Annotated in this window: 16 protein-coding genes; 6 read left to right on the plus strand and 10 right to left on the minus strand. The window is 71.0% G+C overall.

Annotated features, from left to right (window positions below; translation table 11 throughout):
- Window positions 1-8: 8 nt before the first annotated feature.
- From ACIBVL_RS19035 to ACIBVL_RS19080, 10 genes are read right to left on the minus strand one after another with little or no spacing between them, the layout of a single operon-like run.
- Window positions 9-1,532 (minus strand): NADH-quinone oxidoreductase subunit N, encoded by a 1,524-nt coding sequence (locus ACIBVL_RS19035; RefSeq protein WP_399098324.1) that lies wholly within the window; start codon window positions 1,530-1,532, stop codon window positions 9-11.
- Window positions 1,529-3,103, minus strand: a complete 1,575-nt coding sequence (locus ACIBVL_RS19040) for a NuoM family protein (RefSeq protein ID WP_399098325.1) — start codon at window positions 3,101-3,103, stop codon at window positions 1,529-1,531. The genes ACIBVL_RS19035 and ACIBVL_RS19040 overlap by 4 nt, the downstream gene beginning before the upstream one ends.
- A gap of 6 nt (window positions 3,104-3,109) precedes the next feature.
- Window positions 3,110-5,104, minus strand: a complete 1,995-nt coding sequence (locus ACIBVL_RS19045; RefSeq protein WP_399098326.1) for an NADH-quinone oxidoreductase subunit L — start codon at window positions 5,102-5,104, stop codon at window positions 3,110-3,112.
- Entirely contained in the window at window positions 5,101-5,478 is a 378-nt protein-coding gene (gene nuoK, locus ACIBVL_RS19050) for an NADH-quinone oxidoreductase subunit NuoK (RefSeq protein WP_399098327.1), read from the minus strand. The genes ACIBVL_RS19045 and nuoK overlap by 4 nt, the downstream gene beginning before the upstream one ends.
- A complete protein-coding gene (locus ACIBVL_RS19055) occupies window positions 5,478-6,155 on the minus strand; it encodes an NADH-quinone oxidoreductase subunit J (RefSeq protein WP_399098328.1) in 678 nt (225 codons plus the stop codon). The genes nuoK and ACIBVL_RS19055 overlap by 1 nt, the downstream gene beginning before the upstream one ends.
- Window positions 6,152-6,799, minus strand: coding sequence for a 4Fe-4S binding protein (locus ACIBVL_RS19060; protein WP_399098329.1), 648 nt, complete (start codon window positions 6,797-6,799; stop codon window positions 6,152-6,154). The genes ACIBVL_RS19055 and ACIBVL_RS19060 overlap by 4 nt, the downstream gene beginning before the upstream one ends.
- Window positions 6,800-6,801: 2 nt before the next feature.
- A complete protein-coding gene (locus ACIBVL_RS19065) occupies window positions 6,802-7,758 on the minus strand; it encodes an NADH-quinone oxidoreductase subunit H (protein WP_399098330.1) in 957 nt (318 codons plus the stop codon).
- Window positions 7,755-9,254 carry an NADH-quinone oxidoreductase subunit C gene (locus tag ACIBVL_RS19070; RefSeq protein WP_399098331.1) on the minus strand — a complete coding sequence of 500 codons (1,500 nt, stop codon included), beginning with the start codon at window positions 9,252-9,254 and terminating at the stop codon, window positions 7,755-7,757. Before ACIBVL_RS19070 ends, ACIBVL_RS19065 begins: the two co-directional genes overlap by 4 nt.
- Window positions 9,251-9,853, minus strand: coding sequence for an NADH-quinone oxidoreductase subunit B (locus tag ACIBVL_RS19075; protein ID WP_399098332.1), 603 nt, complete (start codon window positions 9,851-9,853; stop codon window positions 9,251-9,253). Before ACIBVL_RS19075 ends, ACIBVL_RS19070 begins: the two co-directional genes overlap by 4 nt.
- Entirely contained in the window at window positions 9,844-10,239 is a 396-nt protein-coding gene (locus ACIBVL_RS19080) for an NADH-quinone oxidoreductase subunit A (protein WP_055637671.1), read from the minus strand. The genes ACIBVL_RS19075 and ACIBVL_RS19080 overlap by 10 nt, the downstream gene beginning before the upstream one ends.
- A 208-nt stretch (window positions 10,240-10,447) precedes the next feature.
- On the opposite strand from ACIBVL_RS19080, the gene ACIBVL_RS19085 reads away from it, so the two are divergent.
- The 6 genes from ACIBVL_RS19085 to ACIBVL_RS19110 all read left to right on the plus strand — a co-directional run bounded on the left by ACIBVL_RS19085 (window position 10,448) and on the right by ACIBVL_RS19110 (window position 18,405).
- Window positions 10,448-11,647: a sensor histidine kinase gene (locus tag ACIBVL_RS19085; RefSeq protein WP_399098333.1), complete on the plus strand. Its 1,200-nt coding sequence runs from the start codon at window positions 10,448-10,450 to the stop codon at window positions 11,645-11,647.
- A 138-nt stretch (window positions 11,648-11,785) separates the two neighbouring features.
- A complete protein-coding gene (locus ACIBVL_RS19090; protein WP_399098334.1) occupies window positions 11,786-13,174 on the plus strand; it encodes a sensor histidine kinase in 1,389 nt (462 codons plus the stop codon).
- 219 nt (window positions 13,175-13,393) lie between these two features.
- Window positions 13,394-14,065, plus strand: coding sequence for a LuxR C-terminal-related transcriptional regulator (locus ACIBVL_RS19095; RefSeq protein WP_399098335.1), 672 nt, complete (start codon window positions 13,394-13,396; stop codon window positions 14,063-14,065).
- Between the two features lie 285 nt (window positions 14,066-14,350).
- Window positions 14,351-16,300 carry a 2-oxoacid:acceptor oxidoreductase subunit alpha gene (locus ACIBVL_RS19100; protein WP_399098336.1) on the plus strand — a complete coding sequence of 650 codons (1,950 nt, stop codon included), beginning with the start codon at window positions 14,351-14,353 and terminating at the stop codon, window positions 16,298-16,300.
- The gene (locus ACIBVL_RS19105) at window positions 16,293-17,375 is read left to right on the plus strand and encodes a 2-oxoacid:ferredoxin oxidoreductase subunit beta (protein WP_399098337.1); all 1,083 of its coding nucleotides are present in this window, start codon (window positions 16,293-16,295) and stop codon (window positions 17,373-17,375) included. Before ACIBVL_RS19100 ends, ACIBVL_RS19105 begins: the two co-directional genes overlap by 8 nt.
- 175 nt (window positions 17,376-17,550) lie before the next feature.
- Window positions 17,551-18,405: an SDR family oxidoreductase gene (locus tag ACIBVL_RS19110; RefSeq protein ID WP_399098338.1), complete on the plus strand. Its 855-nt coding sequence runs from the start codon at window positions 17,551-17,553 to the stop codon at window positions 18,403-18,405.
- Window positions 18,406-18,516: the final 111 nt, after the last annotated feature.

Consider the following 18,516-nt stretch of genomic DNA (forward strand, 5'->3'; position numbering starts at 1 on the left):
GTGGGGGCTCAGAAGAGGCCGGTGTCGGCGAAGCGCAGGACCAGTTGGGGGGCTCCGGAGAGGACGACACCGGCGGCCGCGGTGAGGGTGATCGCGGCTGTGAGGGGGGCGGGGACGCGGTGCTTGACGGGTTCGCCCTCGGGGGCGCGGAACAGCAGGGCCGTCCACTGGAGGTAGTAGTAGAGGGCGATCACCACGTTGACGGCCATGACGACCGCGAGCCAGCCCAGGCCCGCGTCGACGGCCGCCGAGAAGACGGTGACCTTGGCGAAGAGGCCGATGATGCCCGGCGGCAGGCCGGCCAGACAGAGCAGGAAGAAGGCCAGGAGGAGCGCGCAGAGCGGGTTCCTGGCGTAGAGGCCCCGGTAGTCCGTGAGGCGGTTCCGGGCGCTCGTACGGCCCACCATGGCGGCCACCGCGAAGGCGCCGAGGTTCACGGCGGCGTACATGAGGGCGTAGGCGACCGTGGAGCCGATGGCGTGCTCGGCCTCGTCGGTGTACGCGGCGGCGGCGATCGGGACGAGGAGATAGCCGGCCTGGCCGACGGAGGACCAGGCGAGCAGCCGTACGGCGCTGTACGCGCGTGTGGCCTGCTGGCGGAGGGCGCCGACGTTGCCGACGGTCATGGTGAGGGCGGCCAGCGCGGCGAGGGCGGGGCCCCAGACGTCGGCGTAGGAGGGGAAGCCGATGACCGTGACGAGGATGAGGCCGGAGAAGCCGACCGCCTTGCCGACGACCGACAGGTAGGCGGCGATCGGCAGCGGGGCGCCCACGTAGGTGTCGGGAACCCAGAAGTGGAAGGGGACGGCGGCCGTCTTGAAGGCGAAGCCGACCAGGGTGAGGACCACGCCGGTCTGGGCGAGGGTGTGCAGTTGGCCGTCGACGTGCTGGATGCGGTCGGCGACCTGGGTGAGGTAGAGGGTGCCGGTCGTGGCGTAGACGAAGCTGATGCCCATCAGGCTGACGGCGGTCGCGGTGACGGACGACAGGAAGAACTTCAGTGCCGCCTCGGAGGATTTGCGGTCGCCGTGCCGGATGCCGACGAGGGCGAAGGCGGGCAGGGAGGCGACCTCCAGGGCGACGACGAGGGTGGCGAGGTCGCGGGAGGCGGGGAGCAGGGCGGCGCCGGCGGCGGAGGACAGCAGCAGGAACCAGAACTCCCCTTCGGGGAGTCTTCCGCGCGCGTCCTTCAGGACGGTCACCGACAGGAGCGCCACGAGCAGGGCTCCGCCGAGGACCAGGAACTGGATGACGAGGGTGAAGGGGTCGGCCGTGTAGCTGCACGCGCTCGGGTCGCCGGTCAGGCAGAACGTGGAACGGTCGCCGTCGAGGAGAGGCAGCAGCAGGGCCGTGGAGGCGGCGAGGCCGGCCACGGACAGCCATCCGAGCAGGGGCTTGCGGGTGTCGGCGGCGAACAGGTCGGCGACCAGGACGGCGAGGGCGACGACCGCCGCGACGGTGGGCGGGGCGATCGCGAGCCAGTCGACTGACTGGACCAGCGACTCGGCCAGGGGCTGGGCCGGGGAGCTCATCGGGTGCCTCCTGCGAAGAGCTGCTGCACGGCCGGGTCGGTCAGGCCGAGGAGGGTCTTGGGCCACAGGCCGGCGACGAGGGTGAGGGCGACGAGGGGGGTCCAGGCCGCGAACTCGTACGTCTGGACGTCGGCGAGCTTCGGCGCGTCCTGGGGCAGGGCGCCCATGCAGACGCGGCGGACGACGACGAGCAGGTACGCGGCCGTGAGCAGGGTGCCGAACGCGGCGATCGCCGTGAAGGTGAGGAAGGCGGGGCGGCTGAGGTCGTCGGCGGGGTCGAACGCGCCGAACATCGCGAGCATCTCGCCCCAGAACCCGGCCAGGCCGGGCAGCCCGAGCGAGGCGACGGCGGCGAAGGCGAGCAGTCCGCCGAGGCGGGGGGCCTTGCCGTAGAGCGCGGCGCCCGTCTGTTCGGCGAGGGCGTCCAGGTCGGTGGTGCCGGTGCGGTCCTTCAGCGCGCCGACCAGGAAGAAGAGGAGGCCGGTGATGAGGCCGTGGGCGATGTTGGCGAACAGGGCGCCGTTCACACCGGTCGGGGTCATCGTCGCGATGCCGAGCAGGACGAAGCCCATGTGGCCGACGGAGGAGTAGGCGATCAGGCGTTTGAGGTCGCCCTTGGCGCCCTGCTTGGCGAGGGCCAGGCAGGCGAGGGATCCGTAGATGATCCCGACGACGGCGAAGGCGGCGAGGTAGGGGGCGAAGGTGTGGAAGCCGTCGGGCGCGACCGGGAGGAGGATCCGGACGAAACCGTACGTACCCATCTTCAGCAGGACGCCGGCCAGCAGGACCGAGCCGACCGTCGGAGCGGCGGTGTGGGCGTCGGGGAGCCAGCTGTGCAGGGGCCACATCGGGGTCTTCACCGCGAGCCCGATCCCGATCGCCAGAACGGCGATGACCTGCACGGATGTGGTCAGCGACCGGCCGTTGTCAGTGGCGAGTGCCACCATGTCGAATGTGCCCGCCTTGATTCCGATCAGGAGCAGGCCGAGCAGCATGACCACGGATCCGAGCAGTGTGAAGAGGATGAACTTCCAGGCCGCCTGGGTCCGGCCCTCGCCGCCCCAGCGGGCGATGAGGAAGTACATCGGGATGAGGACCATCTCGAAGGCGAGGAAGAACAGCAGCAGGTCGAGGACGGCGAAGGTCGCGAGGGTGCCGGACTCGAGGACCAGGAGCAGTGCGACGAAGGCCTTCGGGGTCGGGCCCGCGGGCATCTTGAAGTAGGAGTACAGCGCGCAGAGGAAGGTCAGCAGCGCGGTCAGGACCAGGAGGGGGAGGGAGATGCCGTCGATGCCGAGGTGGATGCGCACGTCGAGTGCGGGGATCCAGCTGATGTCCGTACTGGCCTGCATCGTCGACGGGTGGTCGTGGTCGAAGCCGAGCGCGAGGACGATCGCGGCGATGAGGATCACGCCGGTCACCGTGACGCCGTGCCGGAGCACGGCCTGCTCGGGTGACTTCCCCTTCAGTCCGGGCGGGGCGGGCAGGAGGGCCGCGGCGGCGCCGAGGAGCGGGCCGACGACGACGAATGCCAGAAGGAACTGCATCACGGACTCGTTGATATCGATCACGCCTGCTCACGCTCCTGTGGCGACGAGAAGGGCGGCGACCGCGAGGACGACGGTGCCGGCGAGCAGCGCGCTCACATAGGTCTGGACGTTGCCGGTCTGGGCGCGGCGTACGGCGGTGCCGAGCCAGCGGGGCAGGGTGCCCGCGCCGCGTACGTAGGTGTCGACGACCTCGCGGTCGAGGAACCTGACGAGGCTCGCACCGGCCTGGACAGGGCGGACGAACAAGGCCCGGTAGACGGCGTCGAGGTGGAAGCCGACGGCCGCGTGACGGTGCAGCGGGCCGAGCAGGAGCCGCCCGGGGTCCGCCGGGTCGGGCGCGGAGGCGACGTCTCCGTAGGCGGGCGTGTGCGTGGCGATCGCCTCCGCCTCCACCTGGGCGGCGTCGCCCTCGGGGTGGGCGGCGACCGCGCCGATCGGGACGCGGGCGGCGAGCGCCGTGAGGTGGCGCCGGGCGGCGTAGGTGACGAGTACACCTGCCAGGGCGAGCCCCGTGCCGAGCACGGAGGTGGTGAGGGTCGGGGTGAGGTCGTCGCCGTCGAACCAGTCGGGAAGCCTGCGGTAGGTGAACGCTCCGAAGGCGAGGGAGGGGACGGCCAGGATCCACAGCACGACGGTCATGGTCAGGGGCTGGCGGCCGTGGTCTGGGGCTTCGGCGCCGCGGCCGTGGAAGGCCAGCAGCCACAGCCGGGTCGCGTAGGCGGCGGTGAGGAGGGCGGTGAGCAGTCCGGCGACGAGGACCAGCCAGCCGGCGGCGCCGGGGGCGTGCTCGGTGTGGCCGGTGGTGACGTGTTCGGCGGCGCGGAGGACGGACTCCTTGGAGAAGAAGCCGCTGAACGGCGGGATCGCGGCGAGCGCGAGGAGCGCCACGGTCATCGTCCAGTAGGCGTCGGGGATGCGGTCGCGCAGATGGCTCATGCGGGACATGGCGGCGAGGGAGTTGGTGCCGGCGGCGTGGATGATCACGCCGGCCGCGAGGAAGAGCAGGGCCTTGAAGGCGCCGTGCGAGAGGAGGTGGAAGACGGCGGCCGAGCGGTCGCCGACGGCGAGGGCGCCGGTCATGTAGCCGAGCTGGCCGATCGTCGAGTAGGCGAGGACGCGCTTGATGTCGTCCTGCGCGAGCGCCGCGAGACCGGAGCCGACCATCGTGACGGCGGCCATCGCGGCGAGGACGACCATCGCGGCCGCGGAGGCCTCGAAGACCGGGAGGAGACGGGCGATGAAATAGACACCGGCGGCGACCATCGTCGCGGCGTGGATCAGCGCCGAGACGGGCGTCGGACCCGCCATGGCGTCGGGGAGCCAGGTGTGCAGCGGGAACTGCGCCGACTTGCCGGCCACGCCCGCCAGGAGCAGCAGGGCGACGACGGTCGGGTGGTCCAGCTCGCCGTGGGCGACGGCGCCGAGGACCTTGGTGATCTCGAAGGAGCCGGCGTCGGTGGCGAGGGCGAACAGGCCGATGAGGAAGGGGACGTCACCGAGCTTGGTGACGAGGAAGGCCTTGATGGAGGCGGCGCGGGCCTCGGGGGTCTCCCAGTAGTGGCCGACGAGGAAGTAGGAGCAGATGCCCATGACCTCCCAGCCGACCAGCAGCACGATCAGGTCGCCGGAGTAGACGACCAGGAACATCGCGGAGGTGAACAGGGAGACGAGCGCGGCGTAGGACGGGTAGCGCGGGTCCTCGCGGAGATAGCCGGTCGAGTAGATCTGCACACAGGTGGCGACGGTGCCGACCAGGACGGCGACCAGGGCGGCGAAGCCGTCGATGTTCAGGGCGAGCTCGATGGGGATCGAGCCCGTGGGTGTGAGTTCGGTGGCCGCGTTGATGGCGGCGTCCCCGCCCTGGCGCAGGGCGACGACCACGGCCAGGACGAGGGAGGTGAGGGTCGGCAGGACGGCCAGGGGCCGGACGAAGCCGGGGGCCGTACGGCCCAGGAGCAGGCCGGCGGCCGCGCCGAGGAACGGAAGGAGGGGGACGAGTACGGCGAGGGTGGTCGTGGTCACGCGGTGGCCTCAGCCTTCTCGGCGCCCGGCTCGGTCGTGGCGGTGTCGGTCTCGTGGCCCTCGGCGGTGTCGCGGAGTTTGTCGATGTCCGAGGTGCCGCGGCTGCGGTACACGGCGAGGACGATCGCCAGACCGATGCCGATCTCGGCGGCGGCGATGGCGATGGTGAACAGGGTCAGTGCCTGGCCGGAGTGCAGGGTCTCCTCGGCCGCCCTGCTGAGCCAGACGTCGAAGGCGACCAGGTTGAGGTTGACGGCGTTGAGCATCAGCTCGACCGACATCAGGACCAGGATCGCGTTGCGGCGGGCGAGGACGCCGTACAGGCCGGTGCAGAAGAGGAGGGCGGCCAGGACGGCCGGGTAGGCGAGGTGCATCAGCGGGCGCCTTCCTGCTCGGCCGGGTTTGCCCGGGCGTCAGGAACGGATGGGGAATTCCCGGTTTTCCTTGCACTCTCCGTGTCCGGTGGGGAACTCTCCGTGGCGGTCCGTGCGTTCACGGGGGGAGAGCTCGACTCCCCCTTCGCCTTGCGGGACAGGACGATCGCGCCGACCAGGGCCGCGAGGAGGAGGACGGAGAGGGCTTCGAAGGGAAGGACCCAGTTCTGGAAGAGGCTGGCTCCGGTGACCTCGGTGGAGCCGGCGGCGGGGCCGTCCAGGTCGATCCAGGTGGTGCGGAAGGCGTCGACGACCACCCAGACCAGTGCGGCGGCCGCGGCGACGGCGACCGTGAGGGCGGCCCAGCGGTTGCCGGAGTCGGCGTCCGGGGAGCGGCCGATGGGGGCCTTGGTGAGCATCAGACCGAAGAGAAGGAGGACGACTACGGAACCGACGTAGATGAGGACCTGCACCCAGGCGATGAACTCGGCGGTGAGCAGCAGGTACTCCACGGCGATCCCGCCGAGGGCGACCACCAGCCACAGGGCGGCGTGCACCAGTTGCCGGGTGGTCACGGTGATCAGGGCGGCGCCGAAGGTGGCCAGGCCGACAAGGAGGAAGGCGATCTCGACACCGGTCGGGGAGAGGAAGCCTTGGGGCGCTTCGGCGAGGATCACGACTCTCCTCCCTGCGGGTCGGCGGGGCTGGCGGAGCCGGCTGGGCCGGTGGGCTTCGCCGGGCCGGTGGTTGGTTCCGAGGGACCTGCGGCTGATTCCGCAGGGTCGGCGGGTTCGGCTTGGGCCGCGGCGAGCTTCTCCGCCGTCTTGCGGGCGGCGGCGATCTCCTTGGGCTCCTCGGCGGCGGGGTCGAGAGCGGGCGGGGCCGGGACCGTCCACATCCACTCGCGGAGCTTGTCCCGCTCGTGGGTGAGGTCATGGATGTCGGTCTCGGCGTACTCGAACTCCGGAGACCAGAACAGGGCGTCGAAAGGACAGACCTCGATGCAGATACCGCAGTACATGCACAGGGAGAAGTCGATGGCGAAGCGGTCGAGGACGTTGCGGCTGCGCTCGCGGCCGCCGGGCGCGGCGGGCGGGACCGTCTCCTTGTGGGAGTCGATGTAGATGCACCAGTCGGGGCACTCACGGGCGCAGAGCATGCACACCGTGCAGTTCTCCTCGAACAGGCCGATGACGCCTCGGGTGCGGGGCGGGAGCTCCGGCTGGGCGTCCGGGTACTGCTCGGTGACGGACTTCCTCGTCATCGTGCGGAGGGTGACGGCCAGGCCCTTGGCCAGGCCGCTGCCGGGGATCGGAGCCATGGTTACTGGATCACCACCTTCACGACGCCGGTGAGGGCGATCTGGGCGAGGGAGAGGGGGACGAGGAGGGTCCAGGAGAGCTTCTGGAGCTGGTCCTCGCGCAGGCGCGGGTAGGTGACGCGCAGCCAGATGACGAGGAAGGCGAGGACGGCGGTCTTCAGCAGGGTCCAGACCCAGCCGAGGCCGTCGGCGCCCCAGGGGCCGTGCCAGCCGCCCAGGAAGAGGACGGTGGTCAGGCCGCACAGGACCACGATCCCCGCGTACTCGGCGAGGAGGAAGAGAGCGAAACGCAGGCCGGTGTACTCGGTGTACGCGCCGAAGATGATCTCAGAGTCGGCGACCGGCATGTCGAAGGGCGGGCGCTGGAGTTCGGCGAGGCCGGCGACGAAGAAGACGATCGCACCGGTGATCTGCCAGGGCAGCCACCACCACTCGAAGGCGTCGACGATGCCGGGCAGGGAGACCGTGCCGGCCGCCATCGCCACCGAGGCGGCGGTGAGGAGCATCGGGAGTTCGTAGGCGAGGAGCTGGGCGGCGGTGCGCAGGCCGCCGAGGAGGGAGAACTTGTTGGCGCTGGCCCAGCCGGCCATGAGGGAGCCGAGGACGCCGACGCCCATCACCGCGAGGACGAAGAAGACACCCGCGTCCAGGACCTGGCCGACGGCGCCCTCGCCGGGGCCGATCGGGATGGCGAGGAGGACGAGGAGGTACGGGAGCAGGGCGACGGCCGGGGCGAGCTGGAAGATACGGCGGTCCGCGCCCGCGGGGACCACGTCCTCCTTCTGCGCGAACTTCACGCCGTCCGCGATGAGCTGGGCCCAGCCGTGGAAGCCGCCGGCGTACATCGGGCCGAGGCGGCCCTGCATATGGGCCATGACCTTGTGCTCGGTCTGACCGACGATCAGAGGGAAGGTGAGGAAGACGACGAAGACGAGCAGGAGTCGCAGGGCGTCGTTCACTGCGGGCCTCCTGACGGGGTTTCGGGGGTCTGCTTGGTCTCCGGCCCGGGCTCCGGCTCCTCGGCGCTCTGCTCGGGCTCGGCCTTGAGTTCCGGCTGCTGGGGCCTCCGCTCCGGTGTCGGCTCCTTCGCCTCAGGCTTCGGCTGCGGCTGTGGCGCCGGCTGTTTCCGGGTCGGCCCCGGCTCCGGTTCCTCGAAGGCCGGGCGGGCGTGGTGCCAGGGGGCGTCGGAGCTGCGGGGACCCGTGGCGGGGCGGGTCGGGGTGCCGGGGGTCTGGCTCGGCGGCTGGGTGCGCTGCGAGGCCGAGCCCTGGGATGCGCTGCGGGAGCGGCGCGGGCCGGACGGGGCGTCGCCGGGCGCCGGGGCCGTCTCGGCAGCGCCTGGTACGGCCGGGGGCTCCGTGCTTTCGGTGCCTGCGGAGCCTGCCGTGCCTGCGGTGCCTGCCGGGCCGGCCGAACTCCCGCTGCCCTCGCTCCCTTCTGGGCCTGCCGGGCGGGCCGAGCCCCCGCTGCCTTCCGGACCCGCCGGGCTCTGCGTGCCTGCCGGGCTCTGCGTGGCTGCCGGGCTCTGCGGGCCTGCCGGGCTCTGCGTGTCTGCCGGGCTCTGCGTGGCTGCCGTGGTCTCGCGTTGGGAGGTCGAGCCTCCGGTTGCGCTTCTCGACCGGCGCGGGCCGGCGGGGACCCCGGGAGCCGCGGGAGTCGGTGCGGTGTCCGAGGGGGCACCGGTTTCCGCTTCGGGTGTGGCGGGTTCCGCCGCCGGCGTCCGGGGGGTCGTCGGTGCTGTCTGGCTGGCCGAGCCCTGTGCCGCCGTACGGGCGCGGCGGACCGGGCGTTCGCCGGTCGCTGCTCGGGCGGGGCGGTCCGCCGCGGCGCGGCCCGTCGCCGCTCCGCGGGCCGGGCGGGCGGGGGCGGGTGGGAGCTGGCCCTTGAGGGGGCCCCATTCGTTCGGGTCGGGGACGCCGGGGGGCAGCATCTGGCGGCGCTTGGGGGCGCCGTGTGCCGCACCCGCCGCGGGCTCCCCCGGTTCCTTGGCGCCGGGCCAGGCCTTGGCGACCCGGGCCGCGAGGACGAAGTCCTTGCGCAGGGGGTGACCTTCGAAGTTCTCGGGGAGGAGGAGGTGGTCCAGGGAGGGGTGGCCCTCGAAGCTGACGCCGAACATTTCGTGGGTCTCGCGTTCGTGCCAGGCGGCACCTGCGTAGACGCCGACGGCGGAGGCGAGGGTCGGTGCCTCGTGCGGGACCGTGGTGCGCAGGAGCAGACGGCGGACCGGGGCGAGGGCGACGACGTGCGCCGAGACGCGGAAGCCGGTGCCCGGTTCGTCTACGGCGCTCAACCAGTCGAAGTAGGTGCAGGAGAGTTCGTCGCGTGCGGTCCGCAGGGCAGTGATCCAGGACGCCGGCGGGACGTCGACGGTCAGGACGGCGTAGGACTCCTCGGCCGTGGCGTCCGTGCCGAAGAGGTCCTCGACGGGGGCAGGCAGCCAGCCGGTCGCGGTCATCCCGCGTTCCCCTCTACGGTGGGCGGCTTCACCAGGGCGCTCTGCAGGGCGGCCGGCGACGGGCGGGAGGTGCCGTAGCGCTCGCCCAGGGACTCGCGGGCGATCTTCTCCTGGAGTTTGAGGATCCCCTGGAGAAGCGCCTCGGGGCGGGGCGGGCAGCCGGGGACGTAGACATCGACGGGGATGATCTGGTCGACGCCCTTCGTCACGGAGTACGAGTCCCAGTACGGGCCGCCGCAGTTGCTGCACGCGCCGAAGGAGATGACGTACTTCGGCTCGGGCATCTGCTCGTACAGACGTTTCACGGCCGGGGCCATCTTGTCGGTGACCGTGCCGGAGACGACCATCAGGTCGGCCTGGCGGGGGCCGGGCGCGAAGGGGATGACGCCGAGCCGGATGAAGTCGTGGCGGGCCATCGACGCGGCGATGAACTCGATCGCGCAGCAGGCGAGGCCGAAGTTGAAGACCCAGAGCGAGTAGCGGCGGCCCCAGTTGAGGACGACCTTCATCGGCTCGGGCGCGAGGCGGGCGAGGGCGCCCAGACGCTTCGGCTCGGGAAGCAGCACCGGCTCGGTGGCGGGAGAGGGGTTCACGTCCATGTCAGGACGCCCTTCTTGTATGCGTACAGCAGGCCTACGGCGAGGAAGCCGAGGAAGATGAACATCTCCACGAGGGTCGTCGCGCCGTAGCCGGGGGCGGCGAACACCGTCGCCCAGGGGAACAGGAAGATCGAGTCGACGGCGAAGATGACATAGAGGAAGGCGTAGACGTAGTAGCGGACCTGGGTGTGGGCCCAGCCCTCGCCGACGGGGTCGACGCCGCACTCGTACGTCAGGAGTTTCTCGGGGGTCGGCACCACCGGGCGCAGCAGGCGTCCGGCGCCGAAGGCGACCGCGACGAACAGCACGCCGACGACGGCGAGCAGTCCGACGACCGAATACGACCGGAAGTAGTCCGCCGCGATCTCGACGGTCGGTTCCCGCACGTCCGTCCCTCGCTCCCTGACCTCAGCCTCTTCGGCTTCTTCGGCCACTCTGGCCGCTTCGACGATCTGTACGCACGGAGTCTAGGCCCTGATAAAGGGACGGTAAGCAGCCCGTCACGCCTCGGACGGCGGGGCGGGGGTTTTCCCCCGTGGACGGGGGCGGCGAACCTCATGGCGCGGGGCCGCGCGGCGCGGCACGCTAACCCATATGACCACTTCCCACCAGCCCGGCGATCGCCGGCGGCACCAGCAGGACGGCGGTCTGCCGCCGCTTCGTCCCGCTCTCGACGCGCAGACGTGGAAGGAGATCGCGCATCTCCTGGCGAACCTGCCGATGTCGCTGTTCGGCTTCACCTATGTGATGACGGTGTTGTTCATCGGCGCATCGCTGACCCTCACGGTGGTCGGGCTGCCGCTGCTCGCGCTGGGGCTGGCGGGCGCCCGGCTGGTGGGCCGGTTCGAGCGGGGGCGGGCGCGGCTGCTGCTGGGGACGCGGATCGACGAGCCGAGCCCGCTGCCGCTGCGCCGGGCGGGCGGGCCCGTCGCGCGAATGTGGCTGATGCTGAAGGACCCGGTGGCCTGGCGCACGGTGCTCTACGACTTCATCCGGCTGCCCTGGGGCATTCTCACCTTCTCCCTCGTCCTTCCCGCCCTGTTCGTGCTGTGGCCCCTTCTTCCCTATCTGGCGCGGGGCCTGACCAACGCGGACCGGGCGATGGCGCGGGCGCTGCTGTCGCCGTCGGACGAGCTGGAGCGGCGGATCGCGGAGCTGGAGTCGGACCGGGGTGTGGTGGTGGACACGGCGGCCGCGGATCTGCGGCGCATCGAGCGGGATCTGCACGACGGGGCGCAGGCGCGGCTGGTCAATCTGGCGATGGGGCTGGGGCTGGCGAAGGAGAAGCTGCTGGAGGGCCGGGCCGACGACGCCGTCGCGGCGATGGTGGAGGAGGCGCACGGCGAGGTGAAGCTCGCGCTGCAGGAGTTGCGGGATCTGGCGCGCGGGATTCATCCCGCGGTGCTCACGGACCGGGGGCTGGACGCGGCGCTGTCGTCGGTGGCGTCGCGGTGCACGGTGCCGGTGAAGGTGACCGTCGATCTGGAGTTCAGACCGGCGCCGGCCATCGAGGGCATCGCCTACTTCACCGTCTCCGAGCTGCTGCAGAACGTCAGCAAGCACAGTGGGGCGCGGTCGGCGTCGGTGGACGTGTGGCGGACGGACGACCGGCTGCTCATCCAGGTGGGGGACGACGGCCGGGGCGGGGCGAGTCTCGACGGGGGGACGGGGATGCGGGGGCTCGCGGAGCGGCTGGACGCCGTCGACGGGGTGTTCGTGGTGGAGTCGCCGGTGGGGGGTCCTACGACGGTGACGGCGGAGTTGCCCTGGCGGGAGCGGGAGGAGCAGCGGTGACGGCGGGGTGGGGAAAACCCCCCTTTCAAGACGCCGACGGACTCCATGGTCCGTCGGGGCGGCGCCGAGGAGGGTGAAGGTGGGCAGGGCGGCTGCGCGACGGGCGGGCGCTGGAGACGAGTAGGACGGACGACGCCGATGGCCACTCAGTACGGACAGTACGGGCGTTACGACGGGGAGGACCGGATGCCGTACGGGGAGTACGAGGGGCCGTACGGGGAGTACGGCGCCCGGCGGCATCGGCTGCCGACCGCCCTGCGTGAGCCGCTCAGCGCGCGGCACTGGCGTGAGCTGGCCTATGTGCTGCTCGGGTTTCCGGTCAGTGTGGTGCTGTTCGTCTTCACGGTGACCATGCTGTCGGCCGGGGCGGGGCTGCTGGTGACGTTCCTCGGCATCCCGGTGCTGGCGGCGGGGCTGGCCGCGTGCCGGGGGTTCGGGGTGCTGGAGCGGGCGCGGGCGCGGGGGCTGCTGGGGCTGGAGGTGCGGGATCCCGAGCCGTTGCGGGTGCGGGGCAAGAACGGCCGGGGTGGGGCGATGGCGTGGATGGGTGCCGTCCTGAGGAGCGGGGCGTCGTGGCGGCATGTGCTGTTCGTGCTGGTGCAGTTCCCGTGGGCGGTGTTCTCGTTCTGCGTCACGGTCACCGTCTGGGCGTTCGGGTGGACGATGCTGACGTATCCGCTGTGGTTCTGGTCCTTCCCGATGTACGGCGGGCAGGGCGGGCTTCAGCTGTACGGCGACGAGCAGCACCAGGTGTATCTGGACAACCCGTTCGAGATCACCGTCACGGCGTTGGTGGGGCTGCTGGTCACGCTGGCCACGCCGTGGATCGTGCGGGCGCTGACGACGGTGGACCGGCTGCTGGTGCACGGGCTGCTGGGGCCCTCGCGGCTGGCGTCGCGGGTGGTGGAGCTGGAGTCGGACCGGGGGGTCGTGGTGGATACGGCGGCGGCGGATCTGCGGCGGATCGAGCGGGATCTGCACGATGGCGCGCAGGCTCGGCTGGTGGCGCTGGCGATGGATCTGGGGCTGGCGAAGGAGAAGGTGCGGGAGGATCCGCGGGCGGCGGCGCGGATGGTGGACGAGGCGCACGGCGAGGTGAAGACGGCGCTGCAGGAGCTGCGGGATCTGGCGCGGGGGATCCATCCCGCGGTGCTGACGGACCGGGGGCTGGACGCGGCGTTGTCGGCGGTGGCGTCGCGGTGTGCCGTTCCGGTGCGGGTGGAGGTGGATCTGGAGTCCCGGCCGGTGGCGGCGATCGAGGGGATCGCTTACTTCACGGTGTCGGAGTTGCTGCAGAACATCAGTAAGCACAGTGGGGCCCGGTCGGCGTCGGTGGATGTGTGGCGGGTGGCGGACCGGTTGATGTTGCAGGTGGTGGATGACGGGGTGGGCGGTGCGGGGGGCTCCGGCGGGTCGGGGTTGGCGGGGCTCGCGGAGCGGTTGGACGCGGTGGACGGGATTCTGGTGGTGGATTCGCCGGTGGGCGGGCCCACGAGGGTTACCGCGGAGTTGCCGTGGCGGGGCTGAGGTGAGGGTGGGCGCGGGTGGGTCCCGCCCTGAACGGACCTCGTCCTCGAACGCCGGACAGCACCGTCCGACGGGCTGGGAACACCGCCCCTCGGCCAAGCAGCACCGCCTTCTCGTCGTCCTCCTTAGGTGCGGGCCCATTGCCGGGCGCGGACCGGCCCGTTGCTGGAATGCTGGGGGTGTTCGGCACAACGGGTGGACGGCTGGGGGGCCGGGAGCGTGGAGGACAGGGTGCGGGTGGTCATCGCCGAGGATTCGGTGCTGTTGAGAGAGGGGCTGACCCGGTTGCTCACCGACCGGGGGCACGAGGTCGTCGCGGGGGTCGGGGACGCCGACGCGCTCGTCAAGACCATCACCGAGCTCGACGACGAGGGGGCGTTGCCCGATGTCGTCGTCGCCGATGTGCGGATGCCGCCCACCCATACCGACGAGGGCGTGCGGGCCGCCGTACTGCTGCGCAAGGCGCATCCGGGACTCGGGGTGCTGGTGCTGTCGCAGTACGTGGAGGAAAGGTACGCCACCGAACTGCTGGCCGGATCCAGTCACGGGGTGGGGTATCTGCTCAAGGACCGGGTGGCCGAGGTGCGGGAGTTCGTGGACGCGGTGGTGCGGGTGGCCCAGGGGGGTACCGCGCTGGATCCCGAGGTCGTCGCCCAGCTGCTCGGGCGGAGTCGTAAGCAGGACGTCCTCGCGGGGCTCACTCCGCGTGAGCGGGAGGTGCTGGGACTGATGGCCGAGGGGCGGACGAACTCCGCCGTCGCCAAGCAGCTGGTCGTCAGCGACGGGGCCGTCGAGAAGCACGTCAGCAATATCTTCCTGAAGCTCGGGCTGTCGCCGAGTGACGGGGATCACCGTCGGGTTCTCGCGGTGCTCACCTACCTCAATTCGTGACGGAGTGGCACTGTGCCTGTGCCAGTCGTCGGGTGCTGTTCTTGTCGTGAACCAGGGCGATCGGCCGGTGCGTCTGCCGGAGTGACGCCGGGGGGCGGGAAATCATGGCAAGTCCGGGTGCCGGATCGTCTCCGGGCCGTGACCGTCGTGGGGATCATGACCGTGATCGCCGTGACGGTTATAGCAATGGCCGAGGGAAGGGCACCCTTACAGACGTAGGGTTGATCCAGGGGGGCCTTCGGGAAGGCCCCTCCGGGACAGCCACCTCGAGGGAGGTCCAGTTCAGTGACCAGTCGGGTCAGCAGCGCAACGGGACAGACCGGGCAGGCCGAGCAGGCCGACGGCACCGTCGTGGGAGAGCAGCGCAAACCGGGCGCGACGGCGAAGGACGTACGCCGTCTCGACCGGGTGATCATCAGGTTCGCGGGGGACTCGGGTGACGGTATGCAGCTCACCGGCGACCGCTTCACCTCGGAGACGGCGTCGTTCGGCAACGACCTTTCCACCTTGCCGAACTTCCCCGCCGAGATCCGCGCGCCCGCCGGCACCCTCCCCGGCGTCTCCTCGTTCCAGCTGCACTTCGCCGACCACGACATCCTCACCCCGGGTGATGCGCCCAATGTGCTGGTCGCGATGAATCCGGCGGCCCTGAAGGCCAACATCGGGGATGTGCCGCGCGGTGCGGAGATCATCGTGAACACGGACGAGTTCACCAAGCGGGCGATGCAGAAGGTGGGGTACGCGGCCTCGCCGCTGGAGGACGGTTCCCTCGACGGTTACCAGCTCCACCCGGTCCCGCTGACCACGCTGACCGTCGAGGCTCTCAAGGAATTCGACCTCACCCGCAAGGAGGCCGAGCGCAGCAAGAACATGTTCGCGCTCGGCCTTCTGTCATGGATGTACCACCGGCCCACCGAGGGCACGGAGAGGTTCCTGAGGTCGAAGTTCGCCAAGAAGCCCGACATCGCGGCGGCCAACATCGCGGCCTTCCGCGCCGGGTGGAACTTCGGGGAGACGACCGAGGACTTCGCCGTCAGCTACGAGGTGGCTCCGGCTGCCACGGCCTTCCCCGTCGGCACCTACCGGAACATCTCCGGGAACCTGGCTCTGGCGTACGGGCTGATCACCGCCTCGCGGCAGGCCGATCTGCCGCTGTTCCTGGGGTCGTACCCGATCACCCCGGCCTCCGACATCCTGCATGAGCTGAGCCGGCACAAGAACTTCGGTGTGCGCACCTTCCAGGCCGAGGACGAGATCGCCGGCATCGGCGCCGCGCTGGGGGCCGCTTTCGGGGGGTCCCTCGCCGTCACGACGACGAGTGGCCCCGGTGTGGCGCTGAAGTCGGAGACCATCGGGCTCGCCGTCTCGCTGGAGCTGCCGCTGCTGGTGGTCGACATCCAGCGGGGCGGGCCGTCGACCGGGCTGCCCACCAAGACCGAGCAGGCGGATCTGCTCCAGGCGATGTACGGGCGCAACGGCGAGGCGCCGGTGCCGATCGTCGCGCCCCGCACCCCCGCCGACTGCTTCGACGCGGCCCTGGAGGCGGCGCGGATCGCCCTCGCCTACCGCACTCCGGTGATGCTGCTCTCGGACGGCTATCTGGCCAACGGTTCGGAGCCGTGGCGGATCCCCGAGCTGGACGAGCTGCCGGATCTGCGGGTGCAGTTCGCGCAGGGGCCGAACCACACGCTGGAGGACGGCACCGAGGTCTTCTGGCCGTACAAGCGGGACCCGCAGACGCTCGCCCGGCCGTGGGCGATCCCGGGCACACCGGGGCTCGAACACCGGATCGGCGGCATCGAGAAGGAGGACGGGACGGGGAACATCTCCTACGCCCCGGCCAACCACGACTTCATGGTCCGCACCCGGCAGGCCAAGATCGACGGCATCGACGTCCCGGACCTGGACGTCGACGACCCGCACGGGGCGAGAACCCTGGTGCTGGGCTGGGGGTCCACCTACGGGCCGATCACCGCGGCCGTACGGCGGCTGCGGACGGCCGGGGAGGCGATCGCGCAGGCGCATCTGCGGCACCTGAACCCGTTCCCGCGCAACCTCGGCGCGGTGCTGAAGGCGTACGACAAGGTCGTCATCCCGGAGATGAACCTCGGCCAGCTCGCCACCCTCGTACGGGCGAGGTACCTGGTCGACGCCCACTCGTACAACCAGGTCAACGGCATGCCGTTCAAGGCGGAGCAGCTCGCCGCGGCGCTCAAGGAGGCCATCGATGACTGACACGTCAACGGAACGCCAGGGCGGTGCGGTCGAGGCGCTCTCCCTCGTGCCCAAGGCCGAGGCCCGGCAGTCCATGAAGGACTTCAAGTCCGACCAGGAAGTGCGCTGGTGCCCGGGCTGCGGCGACTACGCGATCCTGGCGGCCGTGCAGGGCTTCATGCCGGAGCTGGGGCTGGCCAGGGAGAACATCGTCTTCGTCTCCGGTATCGGCTGCTCCTCGCGGTTCCCGTACTACATGAACACGTACGGCATGCACTCGATCCACGGGCGTGCCCCCGCCATCGCGACCGGGCTGGCGTCCAGCAGACGGGATCTGAGTGTGTGGGTCGTCACGGGCGACGGGGACGCCCTCTCCATCGGCGGCAACCATCTGATCCACGCCCTGCGCCGGAACGTCAACCTCAAGATCCTGCTGTTCAACAACCGGATCTACGGCCTCACCAAGGGCCAGTACTCCCCCACCTCCGAGGTCGGCAAGATCACCAAGTCGACGCCGATGGGCTCGCTGGACGCGCCCTTCAACCCGGTGTCGCTGGCGATCGGCGCGGAGGCGTCCTTCGTGGCGCGGACCATCGACTCCGACCGCAAGCACCTGACGGAGGTGCTGCGGCAGGCCGCCGCCCACCAGGGCACCGCGCTGATCGAGATCTACCAGAACTGCAACATCTTCAACGACGGCGCCTTCGACGCCCTCAAGGACAAGCAGCGGGCCGAGGAGGCGGTGATCCGCCTCGAGCACGGGCGGCCGATCCGCTTCGGGGCCGGGCTGGAGAAGGGCGTCGTACGGGATCCGGCGACCGGCGACCTGACGGTCGTCGCCGTCACGCCGCAGAACGAGGGGCAGATCCTGGTCCACGACGCGCACTCGGCGTCCCCGACGACCGCCTTCGCGCTCTCCCGGCTCGCCGACCCGGACACCCTGCACAACACCCCGATCGGCGTCCTGCGCTCCGTCGAGCGGCCGGTCTACGACACCCAGATGGCCGAACAGCTGGACACGGCCGTCGAGCAGCAGGGCAAGGGCGACCTGGCCGCGCTGCTGGCGGGCGGCGACACCTGGACGGTCGTCGGCTGAGCCTGCGGCACCGGCCCGAAGGTACCTACGAAGCCCGGGACCCGCGAGGTTCCGGGCTTCGCCGTCTTCACTTACCCCTACACCAGTACCTTACTTCAAAGTGGGTACTTTCGCTGAGTTAGCGCTGCTCCTAGGGTTAGTGCAGACCCGCAACCCCCCAAGGAGTTTCCCAGCCATGAGCATCGTCGTCACCGGAGCCACCGGACACCTCGGCCGCCACGTCGTGGAGCAGCTGCTGGAAAAGGTTCCCGCGGAGCAGATAACGGCCGTCGTACGCGACGAGGCCAAGGCCGCCGACTTCGCCGCCCGCGGAGTCAAGCTCGCGATCGCCGACTACAACACCCCCGAGACCTTCGACGGCCTGTTCGCGGCCGGCGACAAGGTCCTGCTGATCTCGGGCAACGAGTTCGACAAGGGCCGCCCGGCCCAGCACCAGGTCGTCATCGACGCCGCAAAGGCCGCCGGTGTGGCACTGCTCGCGTACACCAGCGCCCCCGGCACGCTGACCGCCGCGCTGGCCGACGACCACCGCGCCACCGAGCAGGCGCTGACCACCTCCGGCGTGCCGTACGTGCTGCTGCGCAACGGCTGGTACCACGAGAACTACACCGAGCAGCTCGCCCCGGTCCTGGAGCACAACGCCGTCGTCGCGGCCGCCGGTGAGGGCCGGGTGTCCTCCGCCTCCCGCGCCGACTACGCGGCCGCCGCCGTGGCCGTGCTGACCGGCGAGGGCCACGAGAACAAGACGTACGAGCTGGGCGGCGACGAGGCGTGGGGCTTCGCCGAGTACGCGGCCGAGCTGAGCAAGCAGACCGGCAAGGAGATCGCCTACAACGCCGTGCCCGCCGAGGTGCTCGTCGGCATCCTGACCGGCGCGGGGCTGCCCGAGCCGTTCGCCGCGATCCTCGCCGGTGTCGACGCGTCGATCGAGAAGGGCGAGCTGGTCGTCTCCAGCGGCGACCTGTCCCGGCTGGCCGGCCGCCCGACCACGCCGCTCGCGGAGGCGATCACGGCCGCGCTCAAGGGCTGACACCGGGCGCCTTCGGGTCTCCTGACCAGCACTGATCCTTCCCACCCCCGGCTGTCATGACCGTATTGCGATACGGGCATGACAGCCGGGGGCGCTCGGCGTTACCTTCGA

The organism is Streptomyces sp. NPDC049687 (assembly GCF_044465285.1).
Lineage (GTDB): Bacteria > Actinomycetota > Actinomycetes > Streptomycetales > Streptomycetaceae > Streptomyces.